This is a genomic window from Roseiflexus castenholzii DSM 13941 (assembly GCF_000017805.1).
GTDB classification, from domain to species: Bacteria; Chloroflexota; Chloroflexia; order Chloroflexales; family Roseiflexaceae; genus Roseiflexus; species Roseiflexus castenholzii.
The window spans coordinates 1,652,352-1,668,370 of sequence record NC_009767.1; the positions used below are offsets into that span (position 1 = coordinate 1,652,352).

Below are 16,019 nucleotides of genomic sequence, written 5' to 3' on the forward strand. Positions count from 1 at the left end.
CAAAATGGTTGTGATTGTCTGATATGCTGCCGAACAGTACGATGGATCGTCGTGCGGTGTGCCGGCAATGCCCGCCTTCCGCTCAGGAGCATGGTGAGCGCGCGCGCAGATAGCCACGGATTGCGACGGATGCGCGCGGATGGGACTCGCCGTCGTTTCCGGCTCTCAATACTTAGTGCTCAGCGCTCGGTTCTACCTGCAAAGCAAAGCCTGTGGAAAGCAGCGTGATACTGCACAGTACGATGGATCGTCGCGCGGTGTGCCGGCAATGCCCGCCTTCCGCTCAGGAGCATGGTGAGCGCGCGCGCAGATAGCCACGGATTGCGACGGATGCGCGCGGATGGGACTCGCCGTCGTTCCCGGCTCTCAATACTCAGTGCTCAGCGCTCGGTTCTACCTGCAAAGCCTGCGGATTGATACGGCGCTCCAGGTCCTGATGCGTCGCGCCGCCCTCGAGTTATACCAATGACATTGAAGATGCCGCATGCGTGTCATTCCGAGCCCTTCGCTTCGCTCAGGGTAAACGCAGCGAGGAATCTGAGCGGGTCGCGCGCGACCCCTCGCGCGGCTCGGGGTGACCATGCCGGATGGTCACAGGGAATTGGTATTATTTTGGCGCTTCTCAGTGACGCCGTGCCATGCTACAATTGGCGTAAGCATGCGCGCGATAGTCTGAAAGAGGCATCCCGTATGCGATGCTTTGCGGACTGTCCGTGCCAGGCAGAAAGGTCCTTATCGATGCACTGCTTACGCCGCTTCGCTCTGATTGGGATTCTGGCGCTTACGCTGACCGGATGCAGTGTCTCAATCGGCGCAAATCCAACCGCCACACCCGAACCGCGCCCGACTTCCACGCCCCGTCCGACCTCTACGCCCCGCCCAACGTCGACGCCCTTGCCGACCGCTGCGCCAACGGCGCGCCCAAAGCCGACCATCGCGCCCACGACGCCGTCGGGACCAACGGGGACAGGCGGCGGGGAGATTATCCCGGTGACAATCGACCGGCTCGAAACGTTCGATCATCCAGGCGGTCTTTTCAGCATCGATGTGCCGGCGGGTTGGAATCTGGAGCAAGACTCGAATGAAACCAATCTGCTTTATCTGTGGATGGACGCTGCGGAAAATGCGCTAATCATCCTCGCCATCACCGAGACGCAGGAAGCGTTGACCCAGGACGATCTGGTGGAGCGTGCCACTGCATTTGTCGAGCTGTTCAAGGATGAGAAAAACTTCTCGATGGATCCACCGGAAAAACTGCGCAGCGGCGGCGTACAGATTATCTGGAGCTACACCGCGCAGGCAAGCGGTGGCGTTGAAGCCCCATTGCTGGCAAACACATTCGTCTACCGCGATGTGGATAAAGTATCGCTGCTGACGTTTGGCATACCCAGGGAACAATTCAATGACCTGAAACCCTCGCTCGATGCCATTCTGCAATCCTATGTCATCGACCCGGCTGTGCCACTGTCGGGCGGCGAGTCGGTTCAGCGCTTCGCGTTCGATTTCACCCGCGACGAAGGCAAATGGGTGATTGACAACTCGACAAGTCTTCAGGCGTCGATCGAGGGTGGCGTCTATCGCATTACGCTCAGCGACCCCGACCTGTACTACCTGACGGCGCCGGATGTCACTGCGGCAAACGACATGGAAGTGAGCGCGGATGTGTTGATCCAGGGCAATTCGCGCGCCGGGGTCGCCGTGCGCTATGGCGTCGGCAACCCGAACAACACGCGGAATTACTATACCTGCTGGATCGATGGCGGTAATCAGTATGGGTGTTTTGTATCGGTCAATGATCGTTGGACGACGCTGCGCGAGCCGATCAGCAGCCCTGCTGTCAAGCCGGGGAAGGTCAACCGGGTGTCGTTGAGGGCGGAGGGGGATCGGATTATCTTCAGTGTGAACGGCGTTGAGGTGCAAACGTTCACCGATACCAGCATCACCCGCGGTCAGGCGGCGCTCTACCTGGAAAACTTCAGCACCGAAGCGGGCGCCGAATTCGACAATGTGATGGTCACGCTCGTGAAATAATACCAATGACGATTGAAGATTCCGCATTCTTGTCATTCCGAGCGCAGCGCGGAATCGGCGCGAGTCGCGCACGACCCCTCGCGCGGCTCGGGGTGACCATGCCGGATGGTCACCGGTCATTGGTATAATCAGCGCCATACCCGTTTACGATTGAAGATGCCGCATTCTTGTCATTCCGAGCGCAGCGACTTGTCATTCCGAGCGCAGCGAGGAATCTGACCGCGCACAGCGCGGAATCGGCGCGAGTCGCGCACGACCCCTCGCGCGGCTCGGGGTGACCATGCCGGATGGTCACCGGTCATTGGTATAATCAGCGCCATACCCGTTTACGATTGAAGATGCCGCATTCTTGTCATTCCGAGCGCAGCGACTTGTCATTCCGAGCGCAGCGACTTGTCATTCCGAGCGCAGCGCGGAATCGGCGCGAGTTGCGCACGACCCCTCGCGCGGCTCGGGGTGACCATGCCGGATGGTCACCGGTCATTGGTATAATCAGCGCCATACGTGTTTGTTTCCTTCTCCTGGAAAAGCGCGCGGTTGCCGCATCGCGCGCTTTCATTTATAATAGGCGTCCGATGAACGCGCCTGTGCACGCCAGGCTCCAGGAGAATGCTATGAGCCAACTGGGCGAGCGGCTGCGCGCAGCTCGCGAAAGCCAGGGCATCAGCCTCTCACAGGCTGCTGCTGAAACCCGCATTCTGCAGCGGTACCTCGTGGCGCTCGAGGACGGCGATTATCAGAATCTTCCCGGCGATGTGTACGTTCGTGGCTTTATTCGCAACTATGCCGCGTTCCTCGGCTTATCGGCAGACGAGTTAATCGATCTGTACCGCTATGAACGCGGACGCACCGACCCGATCCGCATCGTTCCGGCAACGTCGAATCCTCGTGTGCGCGGGTGTATTGCGCCGAGTCTGGTCGGCGTCTTTTTTGTGGTGCTGGCGCTGGTTGGGGTGACATATCTGGTGTTGAGCGCCACGAATCGGATTGGTGAAAATGCGCAACTCGCCACCATTCCAACGGCGACGATACCTCCTGCGCCAAGCCCGCTGCCAACGGCGTTGCCAGAAGCGACGCCCGTGCCGATCATTATTCCGGCAACAGCGACGGTTGCTGTGGCTGGGGGAGTGATCGAACCATCACCAACGTCGACACAGGAGCCAGAGGCGCCGATTGTGCTCGAGGTGCGGATCGATCCGGGTGATAATCCTGGCTCGTGGCTGGAGATCAAAACCGATGGTGAATCGGTCTTTCGGCGGGTGCTGGCGCCGGGTCGTTCGGTGCGCTTTACCGCCCGCCGCTCAGTGTCGGTGCGTGCCGGCAATGCGGCGGTTGTGACGGTCGTGATTAACGATCAGGAACGCCGCCTTGGCACGCGCCCCGGCGAAGTGGTGACCTTTGAGTGGCCGCCGTAAGCGGGAGGTGTCCGATGCCTGCTGAAAGCACATTCGATATTGTCTCCGATTTCGAGCGTCAGGAATTGGTCAACGCCATTGATCAGGCGCGGCGTGAGGTTGCCACGCGATATGATTTGAAAGACACTAAAACCGAGATTGTTTTGAGTGAGAAGGAACTGACCATAACGACCGAATCGGAGATGCATCTTGCCGCAGTGCGCGATCTGGTTCAGACGAAAGCGCTGCGGCGCAATCTTTCGATTAAGATCTTTAAGTTCGGTCCGGTTCAGGAAGTGAGCGGCGGTCGGGTGCGGCAGGTTGCAACATTACAGCGCGGCATTCCTGAAGATGTGGCAAAAAAATTGGCGAAACTCATTCGCGATCATTTTCCGAAAGTGCAACCGCGTATTCAGGGGGATGCCTTGCGCGTTGGGAGCAAAAGTCGTGATGAGTTGCAGGCGGTGATTCGTCTGGTGAAAGAACGTCAGGATGAATTTGATATTCCGCTTCAGTTTACCAACTATCGTTGAATGATGAAAGTTCATATTATCACCCTTGGGTGCCCCAAAAATCAGGTCGATAGCGAGGGTATGAGCGGCATTCTGGCAGCGCAGGGGCATACGCTCGCTGCAAGCGCCGATGATGCCGATGTCGTGATTGTCAATACCTGCTCGTTTATTGCAGCGGCGCGGGAAGAAACGCTGGCGGTGCTGCGCGATGTCGCTGCGTGCAAAACGCCCGAGCAGCGCCTGGTGGCTGCCGGTTGTATGGCGGAAAGTCATCGCGCAATCGTTGCAGCCACGCCAGGAGTCGATGCGACTCTCGGTACGCGCGAATGGACGCGCATTGCTGAGGTGGTTGAGACATTTCAGCCCGCGGCGACGATGGCGCCGCTCAATGCTGCCTCCGCGCGCGAGATCATTCCGCTCACCAGCGCCGGTGTTCCATCTCCTGCTCCGCACGACCTGAGCGTGCCAGGCGCCTACGCCGACTGGCGCACGGCGCCGATCCGCCGCCGCGCCGTCGGTCCTTCGGCATATCTGAAGATTTCCGATGGGTGCAATCTGCGTTGTGCGTTCTGCACCATTCCGTCGTTCAAGGGCGATATGCGCTCCAAAGCCATAGGGGCGATCCTCGGTGAAGCGCAGGAACTGGCAGCGGCGGGCGTGAAGGAGATTGTGCTGGTGGCGCAGCATCTGACCGATTATGGGCGTGATCTGGGACTGAAGGATGGTCTGGCGATCCTGCTCGACGAGATCTGCGCTGTGCTGCCGGAGAATGTCTGGGTGCGCTTGATGTACGCTTACCCGCACGGGATCGGTGAGCGCCTGATCGCAACCATGGCGCGCCATCCGCAGATCTGCCATTATCTGGATATGCCGCTCCAGCACGCGCATCCAGAGACGCTGCGCCGGATGCGGCGCCCGCCTGACACGGATCGCACCCGGCGGTTGATCGATGACCTGCGCGCGGCAATACCCGACATCGCCATTCGCTCGACGTTCATCGTCGGTTTTCCCGGCGAGACCAACACTGAGTTTCGGGCGCTGCTGGCGTTCCTCGAGGATGTGCAGTTTGATCGGGTCGGCGTGTTCCGCTATTCACGCGAACCGGGAACGCCGGCCGCCGCTTTGCCCGATCAGTTGGCGCCTCGGATCATCGAGCGTCGCTGGCATGAGATCATGCGGCTTCAGCAGCGAATCTCGCGCGAACGCAACCGGCGCTGGCTCGGGCGCGTCGTGCGTGTGCTGGTTGAGGGTCAGGGGCAGACCGACGATGGGCGGATGTTGAGCGTCGGTCGGTCGTTCCGTGATGCGCCTGAAGTCGATGGACAGGTGTTGTTCTGGGGCGCAGCAACTCCTGGCACATTCGTCGATGTGCGCGTGACACAGGCGCTCGATTATGACCTGTGGGGCGATGTCGTCGGCGTGCTCGACGGTGAAGAGAGGATTGTGAAGTGCATCCAGAGCGTTGGATAGAGCGCCCGGCTATCATTCACAATCCTCTTCTTCTCTTCAAGCGGCAATACGCGCCTGGATGGTCTGCTGGATGCGCCGCAGTTCTTTGGGGTTTCGCCGCGCGAGATAGTCGATCATGTAATCGATGGCAGTCGTGCTGTAGTCGTCGAGCAAACCGTCGAGCACCTGCTGCACCACCATCGTGACGAAATCCGACTCGGTGATCGCCGGCGTGTACACATAGGCCAGCCCTTCGCGATGGCGGCGCAGTACACCCTTCTCGGCAAGGCGGCTCATGGTCGTCATCACCGTGGTGTAGGCGATCTCACGTTGCTGTGACAGTTTGCGATGGACTTTCTTGACTGTGCTGCGCTCATCCTGCCAGATAATCTGCATGATGTCCGTCTCGAGCGGTCCGAGCACCTTGACGAGTCCATCCTTGGTCGGGCTGAAGCGAAAGCGCATGTTCAGCGGCATCGACGCTACTCCTTTCGGTGGCGTTAGTGGCGCTACGGGCAGTGCCGACGAGCGCCGATAAAGTACTGACGATAGCGGGTGCGCTCTACTCATATGCAGTGTACTAACGCCGCGCGCAAACCTCAAGAGCAGCGGATTACCGACTGGTTACATAAGATTACGGCAGGATGACACCTATGAAGCACGCAGATGAGCGAACGGCAATCGAGGCTGCGATGCGCGCGGCGTTTCCGCAGGCGGATGAGCGCGTGGCGCGATTCTATGCCATGCAGGAGTATCACCTGGGATGGCGCGATGAAGACTTGCAGCCAGCGTCGTTCGCTCCAGGCAAACTATTGCGTCCGCGTCTCTGCCTGCTGAGTTGCCGCGTCGTTGGCGGTGATCCGCGTGATGCGCTGCCGCTGGCGGCGGCAATTCAATTGCTCCACGACTTTTCGCTGATCCACGATGATATTCAGGATCAGAGCGATACCCGGCGTGGCCGCCCGACAGTCTGGAAATTGTGGGGGCTGGCGCAGGGGATCAATACGGGTGACGGAATGTTTACAATTGCGCACCTGGCGCTTCATCGTCTGTCATTGACCGGCGTGCCCCCGGCAACGGTTCTTGATGTGCTGCGACGCTTTGATGAGACCATCCTGACGATCTGTGAAGGACAGTTTCTCGATCTGAGCTATGAAGGAAATCTCCAGATCGACGAGAGTGCGTACCTGGCGATGATTGAACGCAAGACCGCAGCGCTGATCGCGGCATCGGCGGAACTTGGCGCGCTCGTTGGCGGCGCCGATGAAGAGACGATCCAGGCGCTGTTCGACTTTGGGCGCGCCCTCGGGCTGGCGTTTCAGATCGAGGATGATGTGCTGGGAATCTGGGGCGACCCGGCGGTGACCGGTAAGCCGTTCGCGGCGGACCTGCACCGGCGCAAGATCAGCCTGCCGGTGATCCACGCGCTGACGACATCGCCGGATCGGGCATTTTTGAAGAGTCTGTATGCGCAGGCGGCGCTCGATAATGACTCCGTGCGTCAGGTATTGGCGATTCTCGATGCTGCCGGGTCGCGTGTGTACGCCGAAACAACCGCCGCCGCCTATCACGGCGAGGCGTTTGCGGCGCTTGATCGCGTTCAGGGCGATGCAACGGCGCTCGAGGAATTGCGCGCCATCGCCACGAGTCTGCTCGGCAGGCGCGCGTGAGTCCGGCGCCCGTCGGTTGCGGTTCCATCCGGGCACGCCGACGTCCCACGCCTCCCGCTATCGTCGGGGCGGGTTCCATGTGTCCGCCCGCTGTGGCGCTTATACCAATGACGATTGACGATGCCGCATGCTGGTCATTCCGCGCGCAGCGACGGGTCATGCCGCGCCCTTCGCTTCGCTCAGGGTAAACGCAGCGCGGAATCTGAGCGGGTCGCGCACGACCCCTTGCTCTGCTCGGGGTGACCATGCCGGATGGTCACATGTGATCGGTATTACGGGGACGCGCGACAATAGCGTATCCGCATGGGGCGCAGGGTGGGGCGTCTCTGCCTTTTTCCCCACAGGCGCCCGGGGGATTGAGGACCTCCCAGTCAAGGGTTGACAGTCGTCACCAGGTCCAGCCACGACGCTGCATATGATCCTATATGCGGCGCCGCTGCTGGCGCTTGTGTCGGTGCATCGATGGGGGCTGCCGATTCCGGATCAGTGGCGCCGACCATGGCGCTGGCAGCGCGCGAGAGCGGCGCTGTAACCGGAGGCGGAAAGATTGTGGCGGTTGGACGTGGCGCACGAGAAAGCACGGCGCCTGTGCGCAATGCAGCGCGTGACTCTGGCGCATCAGGAGGCAGCGCCGCATCAGCGGACGGCGCTTCAGGGGATGGTGGAAGCGTAGCGACCGGTGCAGACATCGAAGGCGGCGGTGCGACGACACGCACCGCCACCCGCTCTGACGCAGCGGTAAAATCCCGGTCGTCTTGAGCCAGTGCCTGCCCAATCAGCAAAGAGTTGGGGGCAACCGTGGCGGATGCGCGCACAGTGATCAGAATCGTCGCCGGTTCCTGCGCCGTCACCTGCACCGTGCACATGATCATCCCCGTCCCGGTGCACGCCCCCGACGCACTCTCGATGCCGATGACCTCAACCCCGCGATCCAGCATATCGCGCACTTCGATACGCGCCTGATCGCGGTTGCTGGTGATGCGCAATGTGTAGGTAAACGATTGACCTGGCAGCACTGCATCGGTTGAGGCGGTCTTGGTCAATGTTAACGGCGCCGATCCGATCGCGAGAGTGGTGTGCTCCGGTGTGGGTGTTGATGTTGGCGTTTGCGACGCTTCACCCTGATCGGCAGCGGTAACGCCGTGTGCGATGATTGCCAGGCAGAGGAGCAGAGTCGTTATGCAGAATCCGACCAACCGGTGTCCGGCAGAATGACGCGCCGCTGACATCATGAGAGCCTTTCTTCTAGAGGACACGCGCAGCGCGCCCGTTCGATGACAGTGCATCATAAGCCACAAACATGCACAACACCATCCGTGGATGTATCATAGCACCGATTGTGCGGCGCCATAACAGCGCGTTTATGACAATTCGCTCTCAGATGATGCTCTGGATATGAACATTGTGTTGCTCAGCGCCGAATATCCTCCTCTACCCGGCGGCGTCGGCGATTACACCCGCAATCTGGGGATGGCGTTGCTTCAGCGTGGTCATGCAGTGACGGTGTTGACCGGCATCGCAGACGGCGCGGATGATCGGCAGCCGGTGCGCGTCGTCCGGTTGCCGCTGCGCCAATGGGACTGGCGCTGCTGGCGGGTCGTGCGCCGAGCACTGAACGATCTGAAGCCGGATGTGCTGCATCTTCAATATCAGACGGGCGCATATGGGATGCATCCGGCGATCAACTTCCTCCCCTGGCGACTGCGCCTGGAGGCGAACCGTCCGCGTCTCGTCGTGACTGCGCACGATCTGTTGCCGCCCTACCTGTTCCCGAAGGCGGGTCCGCTCCGCGATTGGGTGACACAACGGCTGATGCTCGACAGCGATGCTGTGGTGGCGACGAACGACGCGGACGAGGCGCAACTGCGGCGGTGGGGAGCGGGGCAGGGACATCACTCGCTGGCGGTGATCCCAATTGGCGCCAACGTTGCGGTTGCGCCGCCGCCGGGCTGGGATCGCCAGGAATGGCGCGCACGCCTGGGGATCGCGCCGGAGATGATGCTAATTGCCTATTTTGGGTTGATTTCACGGAGCAAAGGGGTGAACACGCTCATCGAGGCGCTGGCGCGTCTGCCGGAGACGTTTCGCCTGCTCGTGATCGGCGGCGAGGCGACAGCGCCGCAGGATCGCATGTATGCGGAGGAGGTGCAGCGGCAGATCACTGCGCTTCGCATGAACGAGCGGGTGACGATCACCGGATATTGCGACGAAGCGACGGTGTCGGCGCACCTGCTGGCGGCGGACCTGGCGGCGCTGCCCTTTACTGACGGCGCTTCCTTTCGGCGCGGTAGCCTGCTGGCAATGCTGGCGCACGGCGTTCCGACGATCACGACGCCGGGAAGCGCATCACTTTGTGATCAAACGCATGTGGTGCTGACGCCGCCTGATGATCCCGCGGCGCTCGCTGCCGCCATTGAGCGACTGGCGCATGATCCGGTGCTGCGGGAGCGTCTGAGCGCCGGGGGCGCGGCGCTGGCAGGACGGTTTTCCTGGGAAGTGATCGCTCGTCAGCACGAGGAGTTGTACCACGGGTTGCGCAACGCGCGGGGGTAGCGCATGACTAGAAGTCGTCTCAAAAATGGTAACATATAGTCATCTGGGTGGAGAGGTGACTACAGCATGGACTTGACGGACGAACAGTGGAATCTCATCGCCCCGCTTATCCCCCCCGCTTCGTCGAACCGACGGCCGAGTCCGCCCACGCCGCCATCCACGCGAGGTGATGAACGGCATCCTCTGGGTCATGCGCACCGGCGCCGCTTGGGCCGACATGCCAAGCCGATACCAAACGATTATAGACAGGCCGCATGGTAGGCCTGGACGAGATAGGGGTATCCGGCCAGGGATTTGAGGGCAGCCGGGCGGTACTGTGCCAGCTGGGCAATCAGATCGTCTTCAAGCGCCTCGATATGGGCGAAGCGCTGCCAGGCGAGCTTGCTTCGCAAGTCCTGCCAGACGCGCTCGGCAGGATTGAGCTCGGGGCATCGCGGTGGTTGGAACAGCAGCCCAATGTTCTCGGGTATCCGTAACGACTGCGCAGTATGGGCGTCGGCGTTGTCCATCAACAGGATGTTGAATCTGTCGGGGTACGCCTTGGCGAACTCTCCCAATGACGATTGACGATGCCGCATGCGTGTCATTCCGAGCCCTTCGCTTCGCTCAGGGTAAACGCAGCGCGGAATCTGAGCGGGACGCGCACGACCCCTCGCGCTGCTCGGGGTGACCATGCCGGATGGTCACCGGTCATTGGTAGAAGAAGAACCCATCCGCGCCAATCCGTCGCATCCGCGTCCTATTGGTGGAGCACACGGATCGCCACGAGTCGGGACGGATGCCCACGGATAATACCAATGACGATTGACGATGCCACATGCGTGTCATTCCGAGCGCAGCGACGGGTCATTCCGAGCGCAGCGACGGGTCATTCCGAGCGCAGCGACGGGTCATTCCGAGCGCAGCGAGGAATCTAAGCGGGACGCGCAAGACCCCTCGCGCTGCTCGGGGTGACCATGCCGGATGGTCACCGGTCATTGGTATTATCCCCGCGTCTGCGCCTGCTGCACCGCTTCGCGCTGCTGTTCCCCCGATGGCTGCCCGCGCACCAGAGTCGGCACGATTGCAATGGCTGCCAGGAACGCTGCAACCAGCATGGCGTCGTGCAAGCCGGCGACCAGCGCAAATGGCGGCGCATCGGTCACCGGTTCATACGACTGCCCGGCGGCTGCGATCACGCGCGTTGCCCAGATAGCGCCCGCAATGGCGACTCCGGTCGTTTGCCCCAGGGTGCGCATCACTGCCAGCAAACTGCCCGCAACACCGAGATTGGCGCGCGGCACGCTCCCCATGATCAGGCTGTTGTTCGGCGACTGGAAGAGACCAAACCCGGCGCCGATCACCATCAGGCGCAACACAACATCCATTTGCGCGCTCTGGGTGGTCAGTGTCGTCATGCTCAACAGACCGGCGGTGGTCAGCGCCAGCCCGATAATCCCCAACCAGCGCGCGCCGAACCGGTCCGACAGTCGTCCACTGATCGGCGACACGAGCGAGAGCACCAGCGGCGAGGCGATCAGGGTCAGCCCCGTCGTTTGCGGCGAGTAGCCGAGCGCCTTCTGAAGGTAGTAGGGGATCAGGAGGAAGTTGAACGCGCCTGCCAGGAAGATCAGGAATGCGGCGATCAGACTGAAACTAAACGCTGGCGCGCGGAACAGGCGCAGGTCGATCATCGGCGCTGTGGCGCGGTATTCCCACCACACAAAGCCGACCAGCAACGCGCCGCCGCTCCCCAGCGCCGCCAGCGTGCGCCAGTCCGTGAAGCCCCATACCTGCCCCTCGGTGAGCGCCAGCAGCACGAGCAGCAGCCCGATGCCCAGCAACCCTGCGCCGACGAGATCGAATGTCTGCGTCGTGCGGATGCGGTCGGTAGGCAATGCGCGCACCGCCAGCGCAATGGCGCCGATGCCGATCGGAATATTGACATAGAAAATCGCCTGCCAGCCGACCGCGCTGATCAGCGCTCTGCCCAATACCGGACCGGTCAGAATGCCGGCGGCAACTGCCGTGCCGATATAGCCAAGCGCCTGACCGCGCTGTGAAGGCGGGAAGGCTTCCACCAGCAGTGCTGCGCCAACCCCTTGAATCATTGCGGCGCCAATGGCTTGCAGCACGCGAAAACCGATTAGCGCGTTGATGTTCCACGACAGCCCACACAACGCCGAACTGATGGTGAATACGACAAAGCCGATCAGATACACGCTCCGCTTACCGATCATATCACCCAGCCGCCCCATGCTCGGCAGCAGGCAGGTGATCCCCAACAGATATGCCAGCACCACCCATTCGACTTCGTGCAACCCGGCGCCAAACGAATCCTGCAACGTTTTGAGCGCAATGTTGACGATTGAGCCGTCGATGGTGCTCATGAATACGCCGGTTGCCACTGCCAGCAGCGCCCACCATTTGCGTTCCATCGAGAAATGCTTTCTATTCAGTGTAGCCGAGCCAGCGAAGTGCGCTCGGGTCGTCACGCCAGTGTTCGCGTGCTTTGACCCACAGATCGAGGTAGACGGGACGTTCCAGCATCTCCTCGATGGCCTGGCGCGCGCCGCTGCCGATTTTCTTGAGCATACCGCCGCCGGCGCCGATCAGAATGGCTTTTTGCGTCTCCCGCTCGACCAGGATGGTCATCCGAATGTAGGTAACGTTCTCTTTCTCTTCCCACTCTTCGATTTCGACCGCCACGCTGTGCGGCACTTCGTGCTGCGTGTAGCGCAACACCTGCTCGCGCACCAGTTCGGCGGCGATCTCACGTTCGCTCAGGTCGGTCACCTGCCCCTCGGGATAGAGCGGCGGACCTTCGGGCAGCAGGCGCACGATTTCGTCCACCAGCGCATCGAGGCCATGACCGCGCAGCGCCGACACGGCGACTTCCATATCCCACGGCGCCAGTGCGCGGTACGCCTGAAGATTGTCGCTGCCGCGTTTTGTGCGCAGATCGATCTTGTTGAGCACCAGGATGCGTCGTGCCGACGCCTTGCGCACCAGCGCCGCAATGCGCTCATCAAGGCTCCCCGGCGGGCGCGTGATGTCCACCACCATGCACACCACATCGGCGTCGGGAATGGCGCGCCGTGCCTGTTTGACCATATAGGCGCCAAGACGGTTGCGCGGCTCGTGGATGCCGGGGGTGTCGACGAACACAATCTGCGCGTCGGGGCGGGTCAGGATGCCGCGAATGGCGGTGCGCGTCGTCTGTGGCTTGGGCGACACAATGGCGACTTTCTGCCCCAGCAGTGCGTTGAGCAGCGTAGACTTGCCGACGTTCGGGCGCCCGACCAGCGCAACAAACCCGGAGCGGTGCGGACCTTCGGGCAGAACGGGGCGGGTTGCGGGGGGCAGGATAGTTTCTTCCGCTTCGTCGGCATGCTCTTCTTCGCGTTCGATCAAGAAGGGCGCCAGGCGTTCCAGGCGCTGATCCAGATTGAACTCATCGGCCGGCAGCACCTCGAACGCCAGCAACCGCTCGTCTGGATCGAAATCGAGGATGGCCGGCTCCTCCAGCGGTTGCACCGACGCCGGTTCCTCACCGACGAGATTGACGGTCAGTGTGCGCGCTGCGGCATCGAACGACACCTGCGGGTGCGCCAGCGCCGGCGCCAGGTCATCGTCGGCAATCTCATCGTCGAGCGCCAGCTCGACACCAACCACCTGACCCTGTGGATCGAGCAGCAGGGTCGCATCGCACTCGCCTTCGAGCGTTGCGTCCTCTTCGGCGGTATCCACAAAGCGCCATGAGAGCGATCCGGCGTCCGGGTTATAGGACAGGGTGATCATAGGCGTCGAATCTTTACCAGAACATGACGAGCAGGTTTATCCATTTGAGCCATCCTTCCATAAATCTTCAATAAGTTGTAGAATTAAGATATTCTAAAACTCGGCTCGCCCTCTTTACTGAGCACGTACCAGGACTTAAGTTCTACTCCGAAGGTGATTTTTTCAGTTATGGTATCGACGAGCAAAACATCAGGGAAGGCTTGTGATCTTCTAATAAACATAAATGACGGATGTTTATTATCTTTGTCCCATACATTTCTCAGTCCGTTGAGGGTTTCGGGAATTTGCGATTCCAAAATACTGGAAAATACCGGTCCTATCGAGAATATCTCGGTTGCATTGATCCCTCTAATTGACAAGTCAGTTTGAAAATGATTAGGGATAGAAAGCAGGAGTGATCTTATTGTTTCCCAGACTGAAAAATATTCCCAGTTAGAATCTGGGAATTTCCTCTCCGGAGGATTGTTCGTCATCTCTGGCGGATTGTTCGTCATCGGAATGCCTCATAGGACATGAGATCTTCCAGAAGAAAGGATTGCTGTTTCTCTTGCTGCTCACACTCTTTCAGACGAGAAATAGCCATCATATATATGATCATCAATCTCAGCACAGTAAGCAGTGCGAGATGTAAGGTAAGCGACAAGACCTGCCGTACAGAGACCGCCAAATGGTTCCCATATGACATCTCCCAGATTTGAAGAAGATTCAATGATCAATTCCATTAAATTAACAGGCTTTTGATTGAGGTGTGCATACTTACTTGATCCGGGAAACCTCACTCTTTCCCGATTATGAAGAGGAGGGTGATTCCATACATTCGTTATCCCGTATTTTCCTTTAAATGTTGGAAATATTTTTTCGTACTCTTGCTGGTTAGCAGGTCTTTTGCCATCAAAAGAGAAGTAAGGTCGTCCCTTTGAGTCTCCATATTCATTAGCATAGGAAACCATCCGAATAAAGATTTCAGGCGGAAGAGCATACCATAAGTGGTCCTTAGTGAAATATTTTCTCGAAGCGGCATTTACCACTCCACATGCTTCATTCGTTTTATAAATTGGCAGTCCGGTTCTATCCCATTCTTTCCTGAGCCATTCTTTTAGATTTAGCGTTTTTCCGTCGCAATAAAACTCTGCACGTCGCACATATTGAACACAAACCTCTGTAACGATTGGAAAACTTTTCAGAACCGGCAGATTACAATTGCCGGCGATATGTTGGATTCCCTTGTTCCAGATATTACAACCTGCATACTCCCAGCCATATTCATCAAGAATGGGATGCACCGTCGCCCAACCTATTTCGGTGTTCCAGAACCAGAGAGTCGTTCCGGGCCTGGCGTAGCGTGACCATGCTTGAATATGACGACGATACCACGTTTTCAGTTCCGAAGGCTCTCTGGCATCGCCCTTAAATCCTGACACACCGTAGGCGCCATCAGAAATAATGACATCGGGGGTTGGCCATTCCTGATAGAGTTCGGCGACATCACCGTGATAGATGGTTACATTTCCTGATTTGAAGATGTTTTGGTTCTCCATGGCTCGCCTGCTACGATGGTGAATGACATCAATTGCAGTACTGACTTCACTGCAAAAAGCAACCACGAAGGTCACAAAGGGACACAAAGGAAAGGCGCTTCATTTTTTCAACCTTCGTGCGCTTCGTGTCCTTGGTGGTTAAGCCTTTGTGCCGTGGACTCAGCATTGTTTCTTGTATGTTCCTTAATCTTCGATGACACATGCTCCCGCCGTTGCAATGACGGTGACATTCTCAAATTCGAGCAGGCGGAGAAACTGTTCCATCGAGCGTTTCGCTTCTTCGGCTGCGCGCTGCATGATACCATTTTCGCAGGCTGCCGCCAGAATCTGGCGTTCCGCCTCCTGTCGCGCCTGCGTTTCCAGGTTCGGGTTCTGCCCGCCGGTCAGTTGGGTGATCAGACGCGTCTGTCGGTCGTAGACGCGGGTGCGTTCGTTGTCGAGGCGCGCACTGAAAATCTCGGAAGCAGGCAGCGTCAGCGTCACGCTCGCGCCGTCGGGCGAAATGATCACGTCGCGGTCGGTCAGTTTGCTCAGATCGACGCCGGCCACCACGTCGCCGCTGGCAATCAGCAGCAATCGTTCGCCGAGGAACATATCGAGCGCATCGCCCCGCGCCGTCGAGGCTTCGACAACCCGTTCAATCGAAAACCGTTGTGTCTCCAGGCGGTTGAGGTTCTTCATCTGCTGAATAGCGCCGCCCCAGTCGCGGATGGTTGGCGTCGGTGTGGCGATCAGTTGCACCACTTGCTGCGGCACGTTGGGGACGAACGCTGCCACAATCTGCTGCCAGAAGAGCATCAGAAGCACAACAACTGTGATTGCGCCGAGCGCGACGTACAGCGCCGTTGCTGCGCATCCCCCGCTGACCATCGGAATACCGTAGGGAACGGTTCTTTCCACATCGAGCGGAACATAGGGTTCATCCAGGTCGTCATCGACTTCTTCGCCGCGTGCGCGCCGCAACCGGCGCGCCATGAGCGACTCGCGGCGTGGCGCGCGCATCAGTTCATCCCGGCGCACCACCCGACGACGGGGTGGGGACGATTCTTCTTCTGGATCGTCGTCGTAGTGAGGCATGATCCCCTCCGGCGC

At 59.5% G+C, this 16,019-nt stretch carries 15 protein-coding genes; 7 read left to right on the forward strand and 8 right to left on the reverse strand.

Features of this window, described 5'->3' with window-relative positions; all coding sequences use genetic code 11:
* Positions 1-738: 738 nt before the first annotated feature.
* From RCAS_RS26170 to rimO, 4 genes are all read left to right on the forward strand, one after another.
* A complete protein-coding gene (locus RCAS_RS26170) occupies positions 739-2,031 on the forward strand; it encodes a family 16 glycoside hydrolase (protein ID WP_012119808.1) in 1,293 nt (430 codons plus the stop codon).
* A 614-nt stretch (positions 2,032-2,645) separates the two neighbouring features.
* Positions 2,646-3,446: a helix-turn-helix domain-containing protein gene (locus tag RCAS_RS06555; protein WP_041330306.1), complete on the forward strand. Its 801-nt coding sequence runs from the start codon at positions 2,646-2,648 to the stop codon at positions 3,444-3,446.
* A 14-nt stretch (positions 3,447-3,460) separates the two neighbouring features.
* Positions 3,461-3,958, forward strand: coding sequence for a YajQ family cyclic di-GMP-binding protein (locus RCAS_RS06560; protein ID WP_012119810.1), 498 nt, complete (start codon positions 3,461-3,463; stop codon positions 3,956-3,958).
* Between the two features lie 3 nt (positions 3,959-3,961).
* Complete coding sequence (gene rimO / locus RCAS_RS06565) at positions 3,962-5,407, forward strand: 30S ribosomal protein S12 methylthiotransferase RimO (protein ID WP_049768800.1); 1,446 nt, start codon at positions 3,962-3,964, stop codon at positions 5,405-5,407.
* A gap of 36 nt (positions 5,408-5,443) precedes the next feature.
* On the opposite strand, the gene RCAS_RS06570 is transcribed toward rimO, so the two are convergent.
* The gene (locus tag RCAS_RS06570) at positions 5,444-5,863 is read right to left on the reverse strand and encodes a BlaI/MecI/CopY family transcriptional regulator (protein WP_012119812.1); all 420 of its coding nucleotides are present in this window, start codon (positions 5,861-5,863) and stop codon (positions 5,444-5,446) included.
* 176 nt (positions 5,864-6,039) lie between these two features.
* On the opposite strand from RCAS_RS06570, the gene RCAS_RS06575 reads away from it, so the two are divergent.
* Positions 6,040-7,056: a polyprenyl synthetase family protein gene (locus RCAS_RS06575; RefSeq protein ID WP_012119813.1), complete on the forward strand. Its 1,017-nt coding sequence runs from the start codon at positions 6,040-6,042 to the stop codon at positions 7,054-7,056.
* A 371-nt stretch (positions 7,057-7,427) separates the two neighbouring features.
* On the opposite strand, the gene RCAS_RS06580 is transcribed toward RCAS_RS06575, so the two are convergent.
* Entirely contained in the window at positions 7,428-8,288 is an 861-nt protein-coding gene (locus RCAS_RS06580; RefSeq protein WP_198136013.1) for a DUF11 domain-containing protein, read from the reverse strand.
* Between the two features lie 163 nt (positions 8,289-8,451).
* Between RCAS_RS06580 and RCAS_RS06585 the strand changes: the two genes are divergently transcribed.
* Both RCAS_RS06585 and RCAS_RS26450 read left to right on the forward strand, forming a co-directional pair.
* Positions 8,452-9,609 (forward strand): glycosyltransferase family 4 protein, encoded by a 1,158-nt coding sequence (locus RCAS_RS06585; protein WP_012119815.1) that lies wholly within the window; start codon positions 8,452-8,454, stop codon positions 9,607-9,609.
* A 91-nt stretch (positions 9,610-9,700) separates the two neighbouring features.
* Complete coding sequence (locus RCAS_RS26450) at positions 9,701-9,907, forward strand: transposase (protein WP_083760284.1); 207 nt, start codon at positions 9,701-9,703, stop codon at positions 9,905-9,907.
* Here the strand turns inward: RCAS_RS26450 and RCAS_RS26175 are convergent.
* The 6 genes from RCAS_RS26175 to RCAS_RS06610 all read right to left on the reverse strand — a co-directional run bounded on the left by RCAS_RS26175 (position 9,849) and on the right by RCAS_RS06610 (position 16,004).
* Positions 9,849-10,187: a transposase gene (locus RCAS_RS26175; protein WP_049768801.1), complete on the reverse strand. Its 339-nt coding sequence runs from the start codon at positions 10,185-10,187 to the stop codon at positions 9,849-9,851. The genes RCAS_RS26450 and RCAS_RS26175 overlap by 59 nt on opposite strands.
* Positions 10,188-10,592: 405 nt before the next feature.
* A complete protein-coding gene (locus RCAS_RS06595) occupies positions 10,593-12,026 on the reverse strand; it encodes an MFS transporter (protein ID WP_012119817.1) in 1,434 nt (477 codons plus the stop codon).
* A gap of 13 nt (positions 12,027-12,039) precedes the next feature.
* Positions 12,040-13,389: a GTPase Era gene (gene era / locus RCAS_RS06600; protein WP_012119818.1), complete on the reverse strand. Its 1,350-nt coding sequence runs from the start codon at positions 13,387-13,389 to the stop codon at positions 12,040-12,042.
* An 83-nt stretch (positions 13,390-13,472) separates the two neighbouring features.
* Entirely contained in the window at positions 13,473-13,883 is a 411-nt protein-coding gene (locus tag RCAS_RS24960) for a hypothetical protein (RefSeq protein ID WP_012119819.1), read from the reverse strand.
* A gap of 60 nt (positions 13,884-13,943) precedes the next feature.
* Complete coding sequence (locus RCAS_RS23840; RefSeq protein WP_198136014.1) at positions 13,944-14,927, reverse strand: DNA methyltransferase; 984 nt, start codon at positions 14,925-14,927, stop codon at positions 13,944-13,946.
* 183 nt (positions 14,928-15,110) lie between these two features.
* The gene (locus RCAS_RS06610) at positions 15,111-16,004 is read right to left on the reverse strand and encodes a DUF4230 domain-containing protein (protein ID WP_012119821.1); all 894 of its coding nucleotides are present in this window, start codon (positions 16,002-16,004) and stop codon (positions 15,111-15,113) included.
* Between the last annotated feature and the right edge of the window lie 15 nt (positions 16,005-16,019).